The organism is Pseudomonas sp. G5(2012) (genome assembly GCF_000408945.1).
GTDB classification, from domain to species: Bacteria; Pseudomonadota; Gammaproteobacteria; order Pseudomonadales; family Pseudomonadaceae; genus Aquipseudomonas; species Aquipseudomonas umsongensis.
Genome location: NZ_APIO01000012.1, coordinates 21,267 through 38,074, shown reverse-complemented (window position 1 = coordinate 38,074; position 16,808 = coordinate 21,267). Strand labels below are relative to the sequence as shown.

Here is a 16,808-nt window from a genome sequence, read left to right as displayed (position 1 = left end):
CTCGAAGGACGGCCTGGGTACCGGGCGTTACCACTTGTAGTCAAGGCTGGCCATGACGTTGCGACGGTCGCCGTAGTAGCAGTAGAAACCGTCACAGGTCGAGATGTATTCCTTGTCGAATACGTTGTTGGCGTTGACGCTGACACTGACGCCCTTGAGTGCATTGTCCAGGCGGCCCAGGTCGTAATGAACGGCCGCGTCATAGACGGTATAGGAATCGCTGTGGCCGTCTGACGGATCGCGTACAAAGGCCATGCTGCCGATGGCGATGTTGTCGGTTTCGCCGATATAGCGCACACCAAAGCCGATTCCAAAGCCATCCAGAACACCGGTATGCCAGGTGTAGTCAGCCCATGCCGCGGCCTGGTTTTCCGGGGTCAGTGGCAGCGGGCGATTTTTGTCCAGCGGATCGGTGACTTTGGTCATCTTGCTGTTGGCGTAGGTGTACGAAGCCGTCAGATTCAGGTTTTCGTTGACGTTGCCGGTTGCCTCCAGCTCGAAGCCTCGGACTTTCGCTTCACCCAGCGGGCGAGAAACGCCCAGGGTGTCGCTGAGTACGATGTCCTTGCGGGTCAGGTCATAGGCGGCAGCCGTGAACAGCATGTCGGTGCCCGGTGGTTGGTACTTGAGTCCGATTTCATATTGCTTGCCGGTGCCAGGACGGAATGCCTCGCCGTTGGCGCCACCTGCTTCTGCCTGGAAGGATTCGGCGTAGGAGATGTAGGGAGTGAAGCCGGAGTCGAACACATAGCTGATGGCCGCGTTGCCGCTGAAGTTGGTGTCGTCGCGGGTGTCCTTGGCATTGTTCATGTTGTAGAACGTCGATTCCGTGTGCAGCCAGTCCTGACGACCGCCCAGGGTCAGGCGCCAGTTGTCGAGGGCCATCTGGTCCTGGACATAGAGGCCTGTGTCATGGGTCTTCTGGTTGTAGTCATTGAACGCGGTGTATTGGACGTTACTGAAGTCCTGCCCGTAGATCGGGTGGGTGATGTTGCTGGTTGGCGCGTTGCCGAACAGCCATTTGTAGTTGGTGTTGACGCGTTGGTGATCCAGCCCCAGCAACAGTGTGTGCCTGATGGCGGCGGTGTCGAAATCGGCCTGGAAATTGTTATCCACGGCAAACTGGCTGAGGTCTTCGTCAACTACGTTGGCACCCCGGGACAGGGTGCCGTCGTCTTCGACCGAACCATAGAAACCGCCCGCGGTAATGCTCTGGAAGGACAGATCGCTCTTGGTATAGCGAAGGTTCTGACGGAACTGCCAAACGTCGTTCATCCGGTGCTCAAAGGCATATCCCAACGCGTAATAGGTCTTGTCGTAGAACTCCCATTCCGGATCACCGAGATTCTTGTGGAACTTCACTTCTCCAGCGGGCGAGGACAGTTTGGTGCCCTGTAGCGGAAGGAACTGGCTGGTGGTACCGGTATCGTCACGGTTGTACTGGCTGAGGAAAGTCAGCGTGGTATCGGGATCGATGTTCCAGGTCAGGCTGGGAGCGATGTTGTAACGCTTGTCGTCGATGTGCTCGATGGTGGTGTTGCTATCACGCACCACACCGCTGACGCGGTACAAAAAACGCCCTTCGTCATCGACCGGACCGGTACTGTCGAAACTGATCTGCTTACGCTCGTAGCTGCCAACTTGCAATTGCACTTCGTTGCTGGCCAACGCATCAGGGCGTCGGCTGACCATGTCGAGCAAGCCGCCAGGCGGTGTCTGGCCGTAAAGCGAGGAGGCAGGGCCACGCAGCAGTGCTACTCGCTCAAGGTCCCAGGTCTCTATTTTCGGCATGGTGTAAGTGCCCTTTGGCAGCGGCAATCCATCGAGGAACTGAGTGGGCTCAAATCCACGAACTTTCAGCCACTCGGCACGGCTATCGCTGCCGTAGCTGCTGGCAATGACCCCGGGCATGTAGCGTACAGCGTCATCGAGATTCTGTACGGCACGGTCTTGCATCTGCTCGCGGGTGGCAACAGAAATCGAGCGTGGTACTTCTGCCAGTGCCGTGTCGGTCTTGGTGCCGGCAGCGGTGCGCTTGGCCAGGTAGCCTTGCACCGGACCCCAGGCGTTTTCAGTCTCTGCTTCTACACCGATGACGCTGGTTGCCGGCAAAGCCATCACACCCTCAGGCACGGTCACCAGGGTGTAGGTGCCGCCGCTTTGCTCCAGTTGCAGCCCGGTGCCACGCAGGGCTTCGCGCAGGGCGCCGGCAGCGTCGAACTGGCCCTGGACCGGGGCCGAACTCTTGCCGGCGGCCAGCGACGGGTTCAACGACAACGCCAGGCCGGCCTGGCTGGCAATCTGGTTCAGGGTGCTGGCCAGTGGTGCGGCCGGCAGGTTGTAGGCACGAACGCTGGACGCCTGTTCAGCGGCGATCAATTGGCTGCTGGCCAAAGGCGTACAAAGAGCAATGGCAAGCGCCAGCAAACCGGGGCGCAACAAGGCGTCTAACGAACGGGACATACAGCGGCTCCTGAAAGTGAATACTTCTCAATTGCCTAAGTACCGAACGAAAATCAAAAAGTGATAGGGCTGGATGGAAATAATTTCGATTCAGTAAACAAAGTTGGGTTTTGTGGCAGATCTGATGGCCTCACCGCGGGCAAGCCCGCTCCCACAGGTTCTGCACTGACCGGTAATTTTGTGACCGACACAAAACCTGTGGGAGCGTGGCTTGCCCGCGAAGGCGGCTTCACTGACACAGCACCTTTTAGGGCTTGGCCTCGGTCTTCGCCACCACCGTCACCCACCATTGCGTACGATGCTCAATCTGCACCGGCAGCGTTGGCAACAGCGCGCTCAGGGCCAGGTCGGTGTTTTGCAACGGGAAGCTACCGGTGATCCGCAGGTCGGCCACTTCCGGTGCCACACCCAGTAGACCCGGGCGATAGCGACCGATTTCACGCACCAGATCTTCCAGTCGCGCGTTGTCCACTACCAGCATGCCGCGGGTCCAGGCATCGGCGCCGAGGTTGAGCGCGACAATCGGGCCCAGGCCGTCGCTGCGGATCAGCATTTGCTGGCCTTCGCGCAGGACCTGCTCTTCAGGACTCGATTGCGGATGGGCAGCCACCGCCGATTGCAACACGCTCAGGCGCGTACCTTGCTCTTCACGCTTGACCAGGAACCTTGTGCCCAAGGCACGCATGCGGCCTTCGCGGGTTTCAACGATGAACGGCCGTGCGTCGCCGTGGCCGGTCTCGATCAGTATTTCGCCTTCCTGGAGGATGACCCGCCGCTGCTTGTCATCGAAGCGCACGTCCACGGCACTGTGGGTGTTGAGGTTGATCAGGGTGCCGTCGTCCAGGCGAATCGTGCGTTGTTCGCCGGTGGCAGTGCGCTGGTCGGCCAGCCAATAATCGATCGGCAGATAGCGCTCACCGGCAAACAGTGCCAGCCCGAACACCGCAACGATGCTGGCCAGGCCGCTGCCGAGCTTGCGCACCCGGCGGCGAATGCCTTCGCGCGATTGCAGCAGGGCGGCGCGGGCGGGGCCGCTGGCGACGCTGAAACGCTGGTCGAGCATGCCCAATTGACGCCAGGCGCGGGCATGTTCTTCGTGGGCGGCGTGCCATTTGGCGAACTCTTCGCGTTCCACAGGGCTGCCGGAGTCCAGGGACAGTTGCCAGGCGATGGCAGCGTCGAGCACCTGTGCCGACACCGGCTTGGAACTGACCGGGTTCATGTCGGCTCCCCGTACAAGGCGATGTAGCACTGACGGATGCCTTGGGCCAGGTACTGGCGCACTCGCGGCACCGACACACCAAGGCGCTCGGCGATTTGCGCGTGGCCGAGGCCATCGAGTCGATTGTAGAGGAACGCCGCACGGGCCTTGCTCGACAGCTTGCCGAGCAGGCGATCGATGTTTTTCAGGTCTTCGAGGATCATTTGCTGTTCTTCCACCGACGGTTGTTCGGCTTCTGGAATCAGCATCAGTTCGGTGAGATAAGCCTGCTCCAGCGCGGCGCGGCGGAAGTAGTCGAACAGCAGGCCCTTGGCAATCGCCACCAGCAATGCCCGCGGCTCGCGCGGCTCTTTCAGTTCTTCGCGCCCGAGCAAGCGCACGAAAGTGTCCTGGCTCAAGTCCTCGGCCCGTTGCGGGCAGGTGACATTGCGACGTAGCCAAGCCAATAGCCAACCACGGTGGTCGCGATACAACGCACCGACGAGCTCACTTTGGGGGCTTGGAACTGACGACACGCAGCATCACCGATTGGGAAATGTTAACTAACGAGAATTGTTCGCGATTGTGTCAGAGGCGGGGGAGTGAAAGCAATCGGCGTTGGTCGGGCAGGAGGTTGTCGTATGACCCTGTAGGAGCTGCCGCAGGCTGCGATCTTTTGATTTTGATTTCCAAGATCAAAAGATCGCAGCCTGCGGCAGCTCCTACACGGGACGGCGTGACCGTTAGAAAGAATGTGTTTGCTGCCGCCGCTTCCACTGGTTCAACCGCTGCTGCAGATTCAGCGGGCTGTGAATCTGCTGCTGACGTGCACGGCTGAACAGGATCAGCGCCAGTTCGGCGGTTGCCAGGGCGTCGGCGCTGGCATTATGCCGCTCGAAGACTTCCAGCTTGAACCAATCGATCCACTCGTCCAGGCCGGCCTCGCGGATATTGGCCTGCGGACACAGCAGCGGGGCGATGTCCGCCACATCCATAAAGGGATGTTGCAACTTGTAGCCCAGGTGCTCTTTCAATGCGCGTCCGAGCATGTGCTGGTCGAAAGGCGCATGAAAGGCCAGCACCGGGCTATCGCCGACAAACTCCATGAACTCGAGCAACGCCTCAGCCGGGTCACTGCCGGCGGCGATTGCACTGGGCCCCAAGCCGTGAATCAGCACACTGGGGCCGAGTTTGATTTCGTCGCACTGCAAGGTGCGCTCGAACTGCCGGCTGAAATCGATCGCGCCATCCTCGATCACCACGGCGCCGATGGACAGTACCCGGTCCTTGTTCATATTCAGCCCGGTGGTTTCCAGGTCGAGCACTACCCAGCGCTGTTCGCGCAGGCTGCATTCACTTAATCCCTGGACCACAGGCAGGCGTTGAAGGCGTTGTTGCAGGTCCGCGGACAAGCTCGGGCCGGCGGGGCGCAACCATGAAAAAAGACTCATAGTTGGTAGCTCATAATTGGTATCGCAGGGACAGGCTGCTTTGCAGGCGTTGGGCCTGGCGCAGGGATTCGCGCAGGATGCGTCGATCCAGATGATTGAGGCTGTCGGGGTCGACCCGGTTGGAGTAGGGCAAATTCTCCCGGGTCTGTAGCTGATGTTGCTGCATGCGGGTTTGCTGGATGAAGTGATAGGCCTCTTCATACGCCGCACCGTCCAGTGGCTCGATGACCTCTTTGGCCACCAGTTGGCGAAAGCGCTCCAGGGTATTGTTCGCTTCGATGCCGTGGGCGAGGGCGAGTAACCGCGCCCCGTCGACAAAGGGGGTCAGGCCCTGGATCTTCAGGTCCAGCGTGGCTTTTTCGCCATTTTTACGCGCCAGCACGAACTCACGGAAACGTCCTACAGGCGGACGATTTCGCAACGCGTTTTCAGCCATCATGCGCTGGAACAGTCGGTTGTCGGCCACCTGGTCGAGAATCGCACGGCGCAGTTGTTCGCAGCCTAGCTCGCTGCCCCAGACCACGCGCAAATCGAAATAGATGCTCGACCCTAACAGGTTCTCCGGCGTGGCTTCGCGAATGAACGCGCTGAAGCGTCGGGCCCATTCGATCCGCGACAGGCACAGTTCTGGATTGCTGGCCATGATGTTGCCTTTGCACAGCGTGAAACCGCAAAGCGCCAGGCTTTGGTTGATCTGATGGGCAATGGGCAGCAATTTCCCACGAATCTCGGCGGCGTGGGCCGCGTCCCGCGCTTCGAACAGAATGCCGTTGTCTTGATCGGTGTGCAGTGTCTGTTCGCGGCGACCTTCGCTGCCGAAACACAGCCAACTGAACGGGATGCCCGGATCGCCTTTCTCAGCCAGGGTCAGCTCGATCACCCGGCACACGGTGTGGTCGTTGAGCAGGGTAATGATGTGGGTGATCTGGGTCGAAGACGCACCGTGGGCCAGCATGCGCTCCACCAGTTGACCAATTTCGCCACGCAGCAGCACCAGGTTTTCCACACGCTGGGCGCTGCGGATGGTGCGCGCCAGGTGAACCAGGTCGACCCGTTGCAGGGAAAACAGATCGCGTTCCGAAACCACACCGCACAGGCGCTGATCCTTGACCAGGCAGACGTGGGCGATATGCCGCTCTGTCATCGCAATCGCGGCATCGAAGGCACTATGGTCTGGAGACAGGTAAAACGGCGACGGGGTCATGTGCCGCTCGATCGCCTCGCTGAAATCGCCGATACCGTTGGCCACGACATGGCGCAAATCGCGCAGGGTGAAAATGCCCAGCGGCGCTTTATGTTCATTGACGATCACGATGCTGCCGACCTGCTGCTCGTGCATTTGGGTCACGGCTTCACGCAAGGGTGTGGTTGGGGCGCATGTCACCGGATGGCGCATGGCCAATTCGCCCAGGCGGGTATTAAGCGAGTATTGGGTGCCGAGGGTTTCCACGGCTTTTTGCTGGACCTGCTGGTTGACCTGGTCCAACAGGCTGCTCACCCCGCGTAGGGCAAAGTCGCGGAAGGTGCCGGAAATGGCGAACAGCTTGATGAATGCAAGTTTGTTCAGCTGTAGGCAAAAAGTGTCTTCGGCAGCCAGGTGTTCGGTGCGTGTCGCACGCTCCCCCAGCAGCGCAGCGAGTGGAAAGCACTCGCCCGTGGTGATTTCGAAGGTGGTTTCGGTCCCGCCCTTGGCCGAGTGCGGGCGTTCACCGACAACGCGACCCTGTTTGACGATGTAAAAATGCTCAACCGGGCCGTCGGCGGGTTTGATGATGCTCTCGCCGGGGGCATAAAAACGCAGCTGACATTGCTCGACCAGATACGCCAGGTGGGCGTGTTCCATCTGGTTGAAGGGCGGGAAGCGCTGAAGGAATTGCAAAGTGCCCTGGATGTTCTGCAACACCGCGGTTTTCCCTGCCTGGGTGAAGGCGTCCGCTTTACTCATAACCATTACCGCAGTCTTTTTTTGAATTGTTGTTGTCGGATGACTCACCCATGGTCGACCCCTACGGTCGGGGTGCCCATTGGACGTAAGTCTAGGTAGGCGGGAAAAGTGATGCATTGTCGGAAAGAACCTACCTAAATGTGAGAAAAACCTCACCTTTCCCCATTGGAAAATTATCCGACGGAGTGCACATTGATGGTGTGCTTAGCGATGTCTTACCACTGTGCTAGGGAATTGAATTGAACATGTAGAGAATGCCATGTCCGACCACGATATTTTGAGTGATGCCGAGCGCCAGGCGCTCAGTGACGTCATGCTGGAACCCGACCTGCCGCCGCAGCGGGTGCTGATCGTTGACGACGACAAGGATGCCCGGGAACTGTTGTCGGAGATTCTGGCACTGGACGGCATTCGTTGCATGACGGCAGCCAGTGGCGAGACCGCACTCAAGATGCTGGTGGCAGAAGCGGAGATCAAGAAACCTTCAATTGGCCTGCTGATTACCGATTTGCGCATGGGCAATGTGGATGGTCTGGAACTGGTTCGGCAGATTCGTGAAACCGTACGAGCCGCGCTGCCGATTATCATCGTTTCCGGCGATGCCGACGTCAAAGACGCCATTGCCGCGATGCATTTGAGCGTGGTCGACTTTTTGCTCAAACCGATTGATACCGGAAAGTTGTTAGCACTGGTCAAACATGAGTTGGGGATTGAGTAACCAAAGATTTGTAAGTGATAGTTGCCTGAAAGCCAACGCGCAGAGGTATTCGAGTTAAGTCTGCGTCTATTCGGTGTAATGAAGTTTTTCTGCCGCGGTTGAGAAATATCCATTCATAAATGTCTGTCAGCTGCGGCTGTAGTTTCAGATATCGTCGTGATGATTGAAGTGCGGGTGGCTGTTTATAGTTAGCCTTTGTTTTAATCAAATTCGAAAATATTAATTTATTATTCCACGCTGAAGTTTACGCCCGTGCTTGTGACCTCCTTGAGGAGGACTATTGAACGAACGTTTGTTTCCATGCGCCTGAAAAACTATGGCTTGATCGGGAAAGGCGATTTTCCTGGTTTGCATGCGTGTGAATGATAATCAGGACACAACATGATAAAAATGGATTTGCGCGACCTGCTCCTGATTCTTGTTGTAACGGTTATGTGGGGAAGTAACTATTCGGTCATTGATATCAGTCTCGACGGTATAGACCCGTATATGCTGACGGCCTTGCGTTTAACTTTCTGCGCCTTTCCGTTGGTGTTCTTCGTTCCCAAGCCGAAAAACATCAGTTCCTCAACTATCGCTTTATATGGTTTTTTGTTCGGAGTCGGGATGTGTTGGCTGATGAACTATGGCATGTTTCTCGGGGTCAGTGCCGGTGTGACTTCTCTGCTCCTGCAATTCAGTGCCTTTTTTACAGTCATCTGGGGGGTGATGTTGTTCGGCGAAAAAATGTCGGGGATCCAGGTGGCAGGAATTCTCCTGGCATTGGTGGGGCTTATGTTCATCATCAATGTGACCGAGACGCAAGGCCAGAGCCATGGTCTGTTTCTGATACTGCTGGCAGCTTTGTGCTGGAGTCTTTGCAATGTCGTGATCAAGAAAAGCAAGGTAATCGACATTTTTTCCTTCGTTGTCTGGTCGAGTCTGTATGCAATTGCGCCGTTGTACTTGATGACCTACTGGGCCAGGGGGGCTGCGCCTTTCCAGGCGTTATTGACGGACATCAAGGCTCCGGTGCTGCTGTCCATTCTGTTCCAGGCCTATGTGGCGACGATTTTCGGTTATTGGGCATGGAACCGCTTGATCAGGAAATATCCGGCGAGCCAGGTTGCCCCATTGTCGATCATCATTCCGATATCCGGCATCGTGACTTCCTGGTATGTGCTCGACGAACCCATTGGGGGCGAGAAACTGTTCGCCCTTGTGCTTACGGTCCTGGGTATTGCCTTGTTCATGTGTGCACCGAAAATCGCTAACTGCATCGCTGAAAGCGCCTTGCGCCACAGGAAATGACCGGTCAGAAACTACAATCCCCCGGTCGTGAGGCCGGGGGATTGTTGTCTGGCAGACTATTTTTTACAGCGCGTTCCTGGCCTTGAACTCGCGACGACGACGGTGCAGGACCGGCTCGGTGTAGCCGTTGGGCTGCTTGGTACCTTCCACCACCAGCTCGACAGCCGCCTGGAAGGCGATGTTGCTGTCGAAGTTCGGTGCCAGCGGACGGTACAGCGCATCACCGGCATTCTGACGGTCCACCACCGGCGCCATGCGCTTAAGGCTGGCCATCACCTGCTCTTCGGTAACGATGCCATGACGCAGCCAGTTGGCGATGTGCTGGCTGGAAATACGCAGCGTCGCACGGTCTTCCATCAGGCCGACGTCATTGATGTCCGGCACCTTCGAGCAACCAACGCCCTGGTCGATCCAGCGCACCACATAACCCAGAATGCCTTGGCTGTTGTTGTCCAGTTCGTTCTGGATCTGTTCTGCGGTCCACTGTGGGTTCACTGCCAGCGGGATGGTCAGGATATCGTCCACCGACGCAGGAGCACGCTTGGCCAGTTCGGCCTGACGGGCGAACACGTCAACCTTGTGGTAGTGCAGCGCGTGCAGCGCGGCAGCGGTCGGCGAAGGCACCCATGCGGTGTTGGCACCCGCCAGTGGGTGAGCGATTTTCTGTTCCAGCATCGCCGCCATCAGGTCGGGCATTGCCCACATGCCTTTACCGATCTGCGCACGGCCTTGCAGGCCGGTGCTCAAGCCGATATCAACGTTGGAGTTCTCGTAGGCGCCAATCCATTTTTCGGCCTTCATGTCGGCCTTGCGCACCATCGGGCCGGCTTCCATGGAGGTGTGGATTTCATCGCCCGTGCGATCGAGGAAGCCGGTGTTGATGAACACCACGCGCTCGCTGGCAGCCTTGATACAGGCCTTGAGGTTGACCGTGGTACGGCGCTCCTCGTCCATGATCCCGACCTTCAGGGTGTTGCGAGGCAGGCCCAGCACGTCTTCGATGCGCCCGAACAGCTCGTTGGTGAACGCAGCTTCTTCAGGACCGTGCATCTTTGGCTTCACGATGTAGACGGAACCGGTGCGGGTATTTTTGCGCGAGGTATTGCCGTTCAGGTTGTGCATCGCCGCCAGAACAGTCACCAGACCGTCGAGGATGCCTTCCGGTACTTCGTTGCCATCTTTATCGAGGATCGCATCGATGGTCATCAGGTGACCGACGTTACGCACGAACAACAACGAACGACCATGCAGGCTCAATTCGCTGCCGTCGACGGCGGTGTAGGTGCGGTCGGCGTTCATGGTGCGAGTAAACGTCTTGCCGCCCTTGGCGACTTCTTCCGCCAGGTCGCCCTTCATCAGGCCGAGCCAGTTGCGGTAGATCACTACCTTGTCATCGGCGTCGACGGCGGCGACGGAGTCTTCGCAGTCCATGATGGTGGTGAGTGCGGCTTCCATCAGGATGTCTTTGACACCGGCAGCGTCGGTCTGGCCGACCGGGGTGCTGGCATCGACCTGGATTTCGAAATGCAGGCCATTGTTTTTCAGCAGGATCGCGGTGGGTGCCGCCGCATCGCCCTGGAAACCGATCAGTTGGGCGTCGTTGCGCAGGCCGCTGTTGCTACCGCCTTTAAGGGCGACGACCAGTTTGCCGTCAACGATTTTGTAGTGTGTCGAATCGACGTGGGAGCCGGCCGCCAATGGCGCCGCTTCGTCGAGGAAGGCCCGGGCGAAGGCGATGACCTTGTCGCCGCGAACCTTGTTGTAGCCTTTGCCTTTTTCCGCGCCGTCAGCCTCGCTGATGGCGTCGGTGCCGTAGAGCGCGTCGTACAGCGAACCCCAGCGGGCGTTCGAAGCGTTAAGCGCGAAGCGGGCATTCATCACCGGCACCACAAGCTGTGGGCCGGCCATGTGGGCGATTTCTTCATCGACGTTTTGCGTCGTTGCCTGGAAATCGGCCGCTTCTGGCAGCAGATAACCGATGTCTTGCAAGAAGGCTTTATAAGCCACGGCGTCGTGTGGTTGACCGGCACGGGATTGGTGCCAGCCGTCGATACGAGCCTGGAAATCATCGCGTTTGGCGAGTAGGGCTTTGTTCTTCGGCGCCAGGTCATGGATGACCTTGTCGGCACCGGCCCAGAATTGGTCGGCGGTGAGGCCGGTTCCGGGAATGGCTTCGTTGTTCACGAAGTCGAACAGGACTTTGGCGACCTGCAGGCCACCGACTTGAACGTGTTCAGTCATTGCTTGCCTCACTCTGCTCAGCTATTTCGCTTTTCAGCTCTTCAATTTAACAATGAAGCCTCTGGCCATTTAAACCACAAACCCTGCGACCAGTACATGCCATTTCTGACGGCTGGGTGGGGACCAATCAACGGCTTTAGGGCCTTGCTGACAGGGCTTTCAGGGATGCGTCTGCGCCTGTGGCGGACATCGATCCAACGTTATGTAGTGCGCGCAGCGGCATACTACATGATGAGTTGCGGTTGTGAAAATTAGACTAATTACGTCGTTCTGCGACCCCATGACGCATTGCAGTCACGTCGGGGATGAGGATGTTCTCAAAAAAGCATGAGATTGTTCCAGTTAAATATAAAAAGTTGTACACGATTTATGTTGCGCAGGTTCTTGGGCGGGACTCATTCGCGAGCAGGCTCGCTCCCACAAAGCCCTGCGCCGACCTTGTGGGAGCGAGCCTGCTCGCGAAGAGGTCGGACCTGCCAGCGCCGAATCAACCCTTGCCTATACTTCTCTTTCAATAACAAAAGAGGGCTGCGCCATGGACCACCTCGTACTCACTGTTTTTGCACCGGACAAGCCTGGACAGGTCGAGCGCATAGCCCAATGCATCGCCGAGCATGGTGGTAACTGGCTGGAAAGCCGCATGTCACGCATGGCCGGGCAATTTGCCGGGATTCTTCGGGTGGGGGTCCCGGCGGAAGCCTACGACTCACTGGTCGACGCCCTGCAAGGATTATCGTCCCACGGCATTCGCGTCTTGATCGCCGAAAGCGGTATCGAACAGTCGTGCACTTGGAAGCCGATTGCCATGGAGCTGGTGGGCAATGACCGGCCGGGGATCGTGCGCGACATCACGCGCTTGCTCAGTGAGCAGGGGGTAAACCTGGAACGGCTGGTGACGGAGGTACGTCCGGCCCCCATGAGCAGCGAGCCGCTGTTCCACGCCGAAGCGATACTGGCGGTGCCCCTGACGCTGTCTCTGGACGTGCTGCAATCGCGCCTGGAAACCCTGGCGGACGACCTGATGGTGGAATTGGTGCTGCGCAGTGAACCTTGATCAGGTTATCCAGTTTAAACGTGCACCCGCCTGTGGATAACCTGTAGAGACAGCCCGCCAGGCCATGCCGGCCGTGGCTCTTCAAAGATTGATCAAAAAACCAGCAGTTTCAGTAACTTGCGCACAAACGGCGGGGATCACGCTGTGGATAACCTTGGGAAGGATCGGTGCAGGCCACGGACAACGTGGCCTGCAGAGGGTTGTGTGTTTTTTGATCAGTTGCGACGGCGCAGGCTGAACCAGGCATCGACGCTGTAAACCGCCAGGCCTGCCCAGATGAAGATGAACGCAACCAGCGTACTCGACGATAGTTGCTCATCAAACAGCAGGACGGCCTGCAGCAGCACCAGGGTCGGTGCCAGGTATTGCAGGAATCCCAGGGTCGTGTAGGGTAAATGCCGCGCGGCAGCGTTGAAGCAGACCAGCGGCACCAGCGTTACCGGACCGGCAGCCACCAGCCACCAGGCTTCGGAGGTGGTCCAGAATTCAGCCTGGGCGCTGCTGGCGGTTGGATTGAGCAGTAACCAGGCCAGCGCTATCGGCACCAACATCCAGGTTTCGACCACCAATCCCGGGAGCGCCTTGACCGGCGCCTGCTTGCGAATCAACCCGTAGAAACCGAAGGTCAATGCCAGCACCAGCGACACCCAAGGCAGGCTGCCCACTTGCCATACTTGTTGCGCCACGCCAACCGCCGCCAGCCCCACGGCAATCCATTGCATGCGTCGCAGCCGCTCACCGAGGATCAGCATCCCCAGCAGCACGTTCACCAAGGGGTTGATGTAGTAACCGAGGCTGGCCTCCAACATGCGCCCGTTGTTCACCGACCACACATACGTCAGCCAGTTGGCGGCGATCAGCGTACCGCTCAGGGCCAGGATCGCCAGCCGACGTGGGTTCTCCCGTAGCTCGCGCCACCAGCCCGGATGTTTCCAGACCATCAGCAACAAGGCGCCGAACAACGCCGACCACAGCACGCGGTGAATGATGATCTCCACGGCGGGCACGTTGGCAATGGCCTTGAAGTAGAGCGGGAAAAGTCCCCAGATGATGTAGGCACTCAGGCCCAGAATGTACCCGCGACGCAGGTTGGCGGCTTGCATGCAGAATCCTTGCTTAGGCAGCTAACAAAGGAGGGATTGTAGGGCGGTTGTATAGATGTGTCGCTTCTGAAAGCAAAAGATCGCAGCCTGCGGCAGCTCCTACAGGGAATGGTGTACACCCGTAGGAGCTGCCGCAGGCTGCGATCTTTTGATCCCGGATTAAAAAAGCTTCAGTGGTTCTTCATTGAGCGCCGCGAGCTGCTCGCGCAACGCCAACACCTGGTCGCCCCAATAGCGTTCGGTGCCGAACCACGGAAAGCTGCGCGGGAATGCCGGGTCGTCCCAGCGACGGGCGAGCCAGGCGCTGTAGTGCATCAGGCGCAGCGCGCGAAGGGGTTCGATCAGCGCCAGTTCCCGGGGATTGAAATCGTGGAATTCGTTGTAGCCATCCATCAATTCCGACAACTGGCCCAGGCATTCCTGGCGATCGCCGGCCAGCATCATCCAGATGTCCTGTACCGCCGGGCCCATGCGGCAGTCGTCGAGGTCGACGATGTGGAACATCTCATCACGGCACATCATGTTGCCGGGGTGGCAATCGCCGTGCATTCGGATGTTCTGGTGCGGCGTATTGCTGTAGACATCTTCCACACGCTTGAGCAGATCGCGGGCCACGGACTCGTAGGCCGGCAGCAGGCTGCGGGGAATGAAGTTGCCTTCGAGCAAAGTCGTCAGCGAATCATGGCCAAAGTTTTTCACCGCCAGCGCCTCACGGTGCTCAAACGGTTTGGTCGAGCCCACTGCATGCAGTCGGCCGAGCAGTTGCCCCAGGCGATACAGCTGATCGAGATTGCCAGGTTCCGGCGCGCGTCCGCCGCGGCGGGGGAACAGGGTGAAACGGAAGCCGTTGTGCTCGTGCAGGGTTTCACCGTTGTGGATCAGCGGCGCGACGACCGGTACCTCGACCTCGGCGAGCTCGAACGTGAACTGGTGTTCTTCCAGAATCGCTTCGTTGGTCCAGCGCTGCGGGCGATAGAACTTGGCGATCAACGGTTCGGCGTCTTCGATACCAACCTGGTAGACACGGTTTTCGTAGCTGTTGAGCGCCAGAATGCGGGCATCGCTGAGAAAGCCGATGCTTTCGACGGCATCGAGCACGAGGTCTGGGGTGAGCGTTTCAAACGGGTGGGCCATGCTGACTCCTGCGCGCAGCAGGCTGCTGCGTCCGGCCAGGCATGGTAGCGCAGACGGACACATAGGTGGTGTCTGTACTGACGCCTTCGCGAGCAGGCTCGCTCCCACAGTTGATCTCCTGTGTGGCACATGTTGCAGGCTCACTGCTTACCCTGTGGGAGCGGGCTTGCTCGCGAAGAGGCACTATCAGGCGCCGACGACCCCTCCGTCTTCACGCGAAATGGCAATCACCGAAGACCGCGGCTTTCCATTCGGCAAGTGCTCAGGGAAGGTCGAACCGCCGTTCTCCCCCGGGTGCTGAATGCCGACGAACAAGGTCTTCTGGTCCGGCGAAAAGCTGATCCCCGTTACCTCACAACCAATCGGCCCGACCATGAACCGACGGATCTCGCCGGTCGTCGGGTCGGCGCAGAGCATCTGATTGTTGCCCATGCCGGCGAAGTCACCGGCATTACTCGAATCGCCGTCGGTTTGAATCCACAGCCGCCCAGCGTTATCGAACGCCAAGCCATCCGGACTGTTGAACATGTTCTGCGGGGTGATGTTCGACGAACCGCCCTTCGGCGTACCGGCGTGCACTTGCGGGTTGCCGGCGACCACGAACAGGTCCCAGGCAAAGGTGTTCGAGGCGTGGTCGTCGCGGTCGGTGCGCCAGCGCAGGATCTGCCCGTAGACGTTCTTCTCGCGCGGGTTTGGCCCGCCTACCGGTTGCCCTTCTTCGCCACGCTTGGCGTTGTTGGTCAGGGTGCAGTAAACCTGACTGTCCTTGGGGCTGACGACAATCCATTCCGGGCGGTCCATGCGCGTGGCCTTCACCACGCTGGCTGCCAGGCGCGCGTGAATCAGCACTTGGCCCTGGTCGGCAAAACCGCTGCTGGCGTCGATGCCGTTTTTACCATGGGTCAATTCGATCCATTGCCCTTGGCCCTTGGGGTGATCGGCATTGCCGTCGCCCGCGTCGAAACGTGCCACGTACAAGGTGCCGTGGTCCAGCAGATCGCGGTTGGCCTTGGGATTCTGGTGATTGATCTTGTCGCGGCTGACGAACTTATAGATGAATTCGCCGCGCTCATCGTCGCCCATGTAAACCACGGCGCGGCCGTCTGTGGTTTCAGCCAGGGCTGCGTTTTCATGTTTGAAGCGGCCCAGTGCAGTGCGCTTGACCGGGGTCGACTGCGGGTCGAACGGGTCGATCTCGACGACCCAGCCATGACGGTTGAGCTCGTTGGGATTGTGCGCCATGTCGAAGCGCGAGTCGTGTTGATGCCAGTTGATGTCTTTGCTGGTTGCCACCACGCCGTAGCGTTTCTGTGCGGCATCGAATTTCTGTTCGGCATCGCTGCTGCCAAAGCAGTCGGTAAAGTTCTCTTCGCAGGTCAGGTAGGTGCCCCATGGCGTCTTGCCGTTGGCGCAGTTCTGGAACGTGCCGAGGACCGTTTTACCTTGTGCATCTGCACGGGTTTTCAACAGTTCGTGACCGGCGGCCGGGCCGCTCAGATGGATCGGCGAGTTACCGTGAATGCGCCGGTTATAGCGCGAGCCCTGCACAAACTGCCAATGACCATTCTCACGCTGTACTTCGATTACCGACACGCCTTCGCAAGCCAGGGCCTTATGCACTTCCTGCGCCGATTGCGGCATGCCCGCGTGGGGGTAGAGGTAGCGGTAATTGGTGTATTCGTTGTTGATCGCCATCAGCGCCCGATTGTTGTCATCCGGGAAGGCAAACAGGCTCATGCCATCGTTGTTGTCGCCGAACTGGACTTCCTGATGCTCGGCGGTGCCGTTGCCACTCATGTCGAACGCCGGGCCGTTTTTCTGCAGGGGCTGACCCCAACTGATCAGTACCGAAGATTTGTAGCCGGGGGGCAAGCTGATCGCGTCGGCAGTCGCGGCGGGAATGCTTTCGAAACCCAGCAACTGGCTGGTGCCGGCGCTGACGCTGGCGGCCAGTACGCTGCGGCTCAGCAGGTTGCCGCCGAGGAACATGGCGGCACCGCACAAGGCGCCTGCGCTGATAAAGCCACGACGGCTGAGGCCGACCATCTGTTCGAGGTCGGTGGACTGGTTTTCTTCTAATAGGCTCACATCAGGCTCCCTGCGAATTTTGCAGTCACCTTAATGGTGGGTGATGAAGCTTTTGTTGCAGTAGGAGCTGCCGCAGGCTGCGATCTTTTGATCTTGATCTTGAAAAGCAAAGTCAAAAGA

12 protein-coding genes are annotated in these 16,808 nt (G+C 58.6%); 3 read left to right on the top strand and 9 right to left on the bottom strand.

The annotated features are described in order from the left end of the window. Nucleotides 1–27 precede the first annotated feature (27 nt). From PG5_RS05235 to PG5_RS05215, 5 genes are all read right to left on the bottom strand, one after another. On the bottom strand, nt 28–2,463 hold the full coding sequence (locus PG5_RS05235) for a TonB-dependent siderophore receptor (RefSeq protein ID WP_020796049.1): 2,436 nt from the start codon (nt 2,461–2,463) through the stop codon (nt 28–30). Between the two features lie 247 nt (nt 2,464–2,710). Beyond that, nucleotides 2,711–3,685, bottom strand: coding sequence for a FecR domain-containing protein (locus PG5_RS05230; protein ID WP_020796048.1), 975 nt, complete (start codon nt 3,683–3,685; stop codon nt 2,711–2,713). After that, nucleotides 3,682–4,200, bottom strand: a complete 519-nt coding sequence (locus PG5_RS05225; RefSeq protein WP_033045381.1) for an RNA polymerase sigma factor — start codon at nt 4,198–4,200, stop codon at nt 3,682–3,684. The genes PG5_RS05230 and PG5_RS05225 overlap by 4 nt, the downstream gene beginning before the upstream one ends. 207 nt (nt 4,201–4,407) lie before the next feature. After that, the gene (locus tag PG5_RS05220) at nt 4,408–5,115 is read right to left on the bottom strand and encodes a PolC-type DNA polymerase III (protein ID WP_020796046.1); all 708 of its coding nucleotides are present in this window, start codon (nt 5,113–5,115) and stop codon (nt 4,408–4,410) included. A gap of 10 nt (nt 5,116–5,125) precedes the next feature. Next, nucleotides 5,126–7,060 (bottom strand): putative nucleotidyltransferase substrate binding domain-containing protein, encoded by a 1,935-nt coding sequence (locus tag PG5_RS05215; protein ID WP_305366734.1) that lies wholly within the window; start codon nt 7,058–7,060, stop codon nt 5,126–5,128. Nucleotides 7,061–7,319: 259 nt separating this feature from the next. Here PG5_RS05215 and PG5_RS05210 point away from each other — a divergent pair, with 259 nt between their 5' ends. Beyond that, nucleotides 7,320–7,778: a response regulator gene (locus PG5_RS05210; protein WP_020796044.1), complete on the top strand. Its 459-nt coding sequence runs from the start codon at nt 7,320–7,322 to the stop codon at nt 7,776–7,778. Nucleotides 7,779–8,159: 381 nt separating this feature from the next. Beyond that, nucleotides 8,160–9,068, top strand: a complete 909-nt coding sequence (locus tag PG5_RS05205; protein ID WP_020796043.1) for an EamA family transporter — start codon at nt 8,160–8,162, stop codon at nt 9,066–9,068. A gap of 63 nt (nt 9,069–9,131) precedes the next feature. On the opposite strand, the gene PG5_RS05200 is transcribed toward PG5_RS05205, so the two are convergent. Next, nucleotides 9,132–11,309 carry a malate synthase G gene (locus tag PG5_RS05200; RefSeq protein WP_020796042.1) on the bottom strand — a complete coding sequence of 726 codons (2,178 nt, stop codon included), beginning with the start codon at nt 11,307–11,309 and terminating at the stop codon, nt 9,132–9,134. Between the two features lie 535 nt (nt 11,310–11,844). On the opposite strand from PG5_RS05200, the gene PG5_RS05190 reads away from it, so the two are divergent. Beyond that, nucleotides 11,845–12,363: a glycine cleavage system protein R gene (locus PG5_RS05190; protein ID WP_020796041.1), complete on the top strand. Its 519-nt coding sequence runs from the start codon at nt 11,845–11,847 to the stop codon at nt 12,361–12,363. A gap of 215 nt (nt 12,364–12,578) precedes the next feature. On the opposite strand, the gene rarD is transcribed toward PG5_RS05190, so the two are convergent. The 3 genes from rarD to PG5_RS05175 all read right to left on the bottom strand — a co-directional run bounded on the left by rarD (nt 12,579) and on the right by PG5_RS05175 (nt 16,688). Next, nucleotides 12,579–13,466 carry an EamA family transporter RarD gene (gene rarD, locus PG5_RS05185; RefSeq protein WP_020796040.1) on the bottom strand — a complete coding sequence of 296 codons (888 nt, stop codon included), beginning with the start codon at nt 13,464–13,466 and terminating at the stop codon, nt 12,579–12,581. Between the two features lie 159 nt (nt 13,467–13,625). After that, a complete protein-coding gene (locus PG5_RS05180; RefSeq protein ID WP_020796039.1) occupies nt 13,626–14,600 on the bottom strand; it encodes a serine/threonine protein kinase in 975 nt (324 codons plus the stop codon). A 186-nt stretch (nt 14,601–14,786) separates the two neighbouring features. Further along, entirely contained in the window at nt 14,787–16,688 is a 1,902-nt protein-coding gene (locus PG5_RS05175) for a PhoX family phosphatase (protein WP_020796038.1), read from the bottom strand. Nucleotides 16,689–16,808 lie beyond the last annotated feature (120 nt).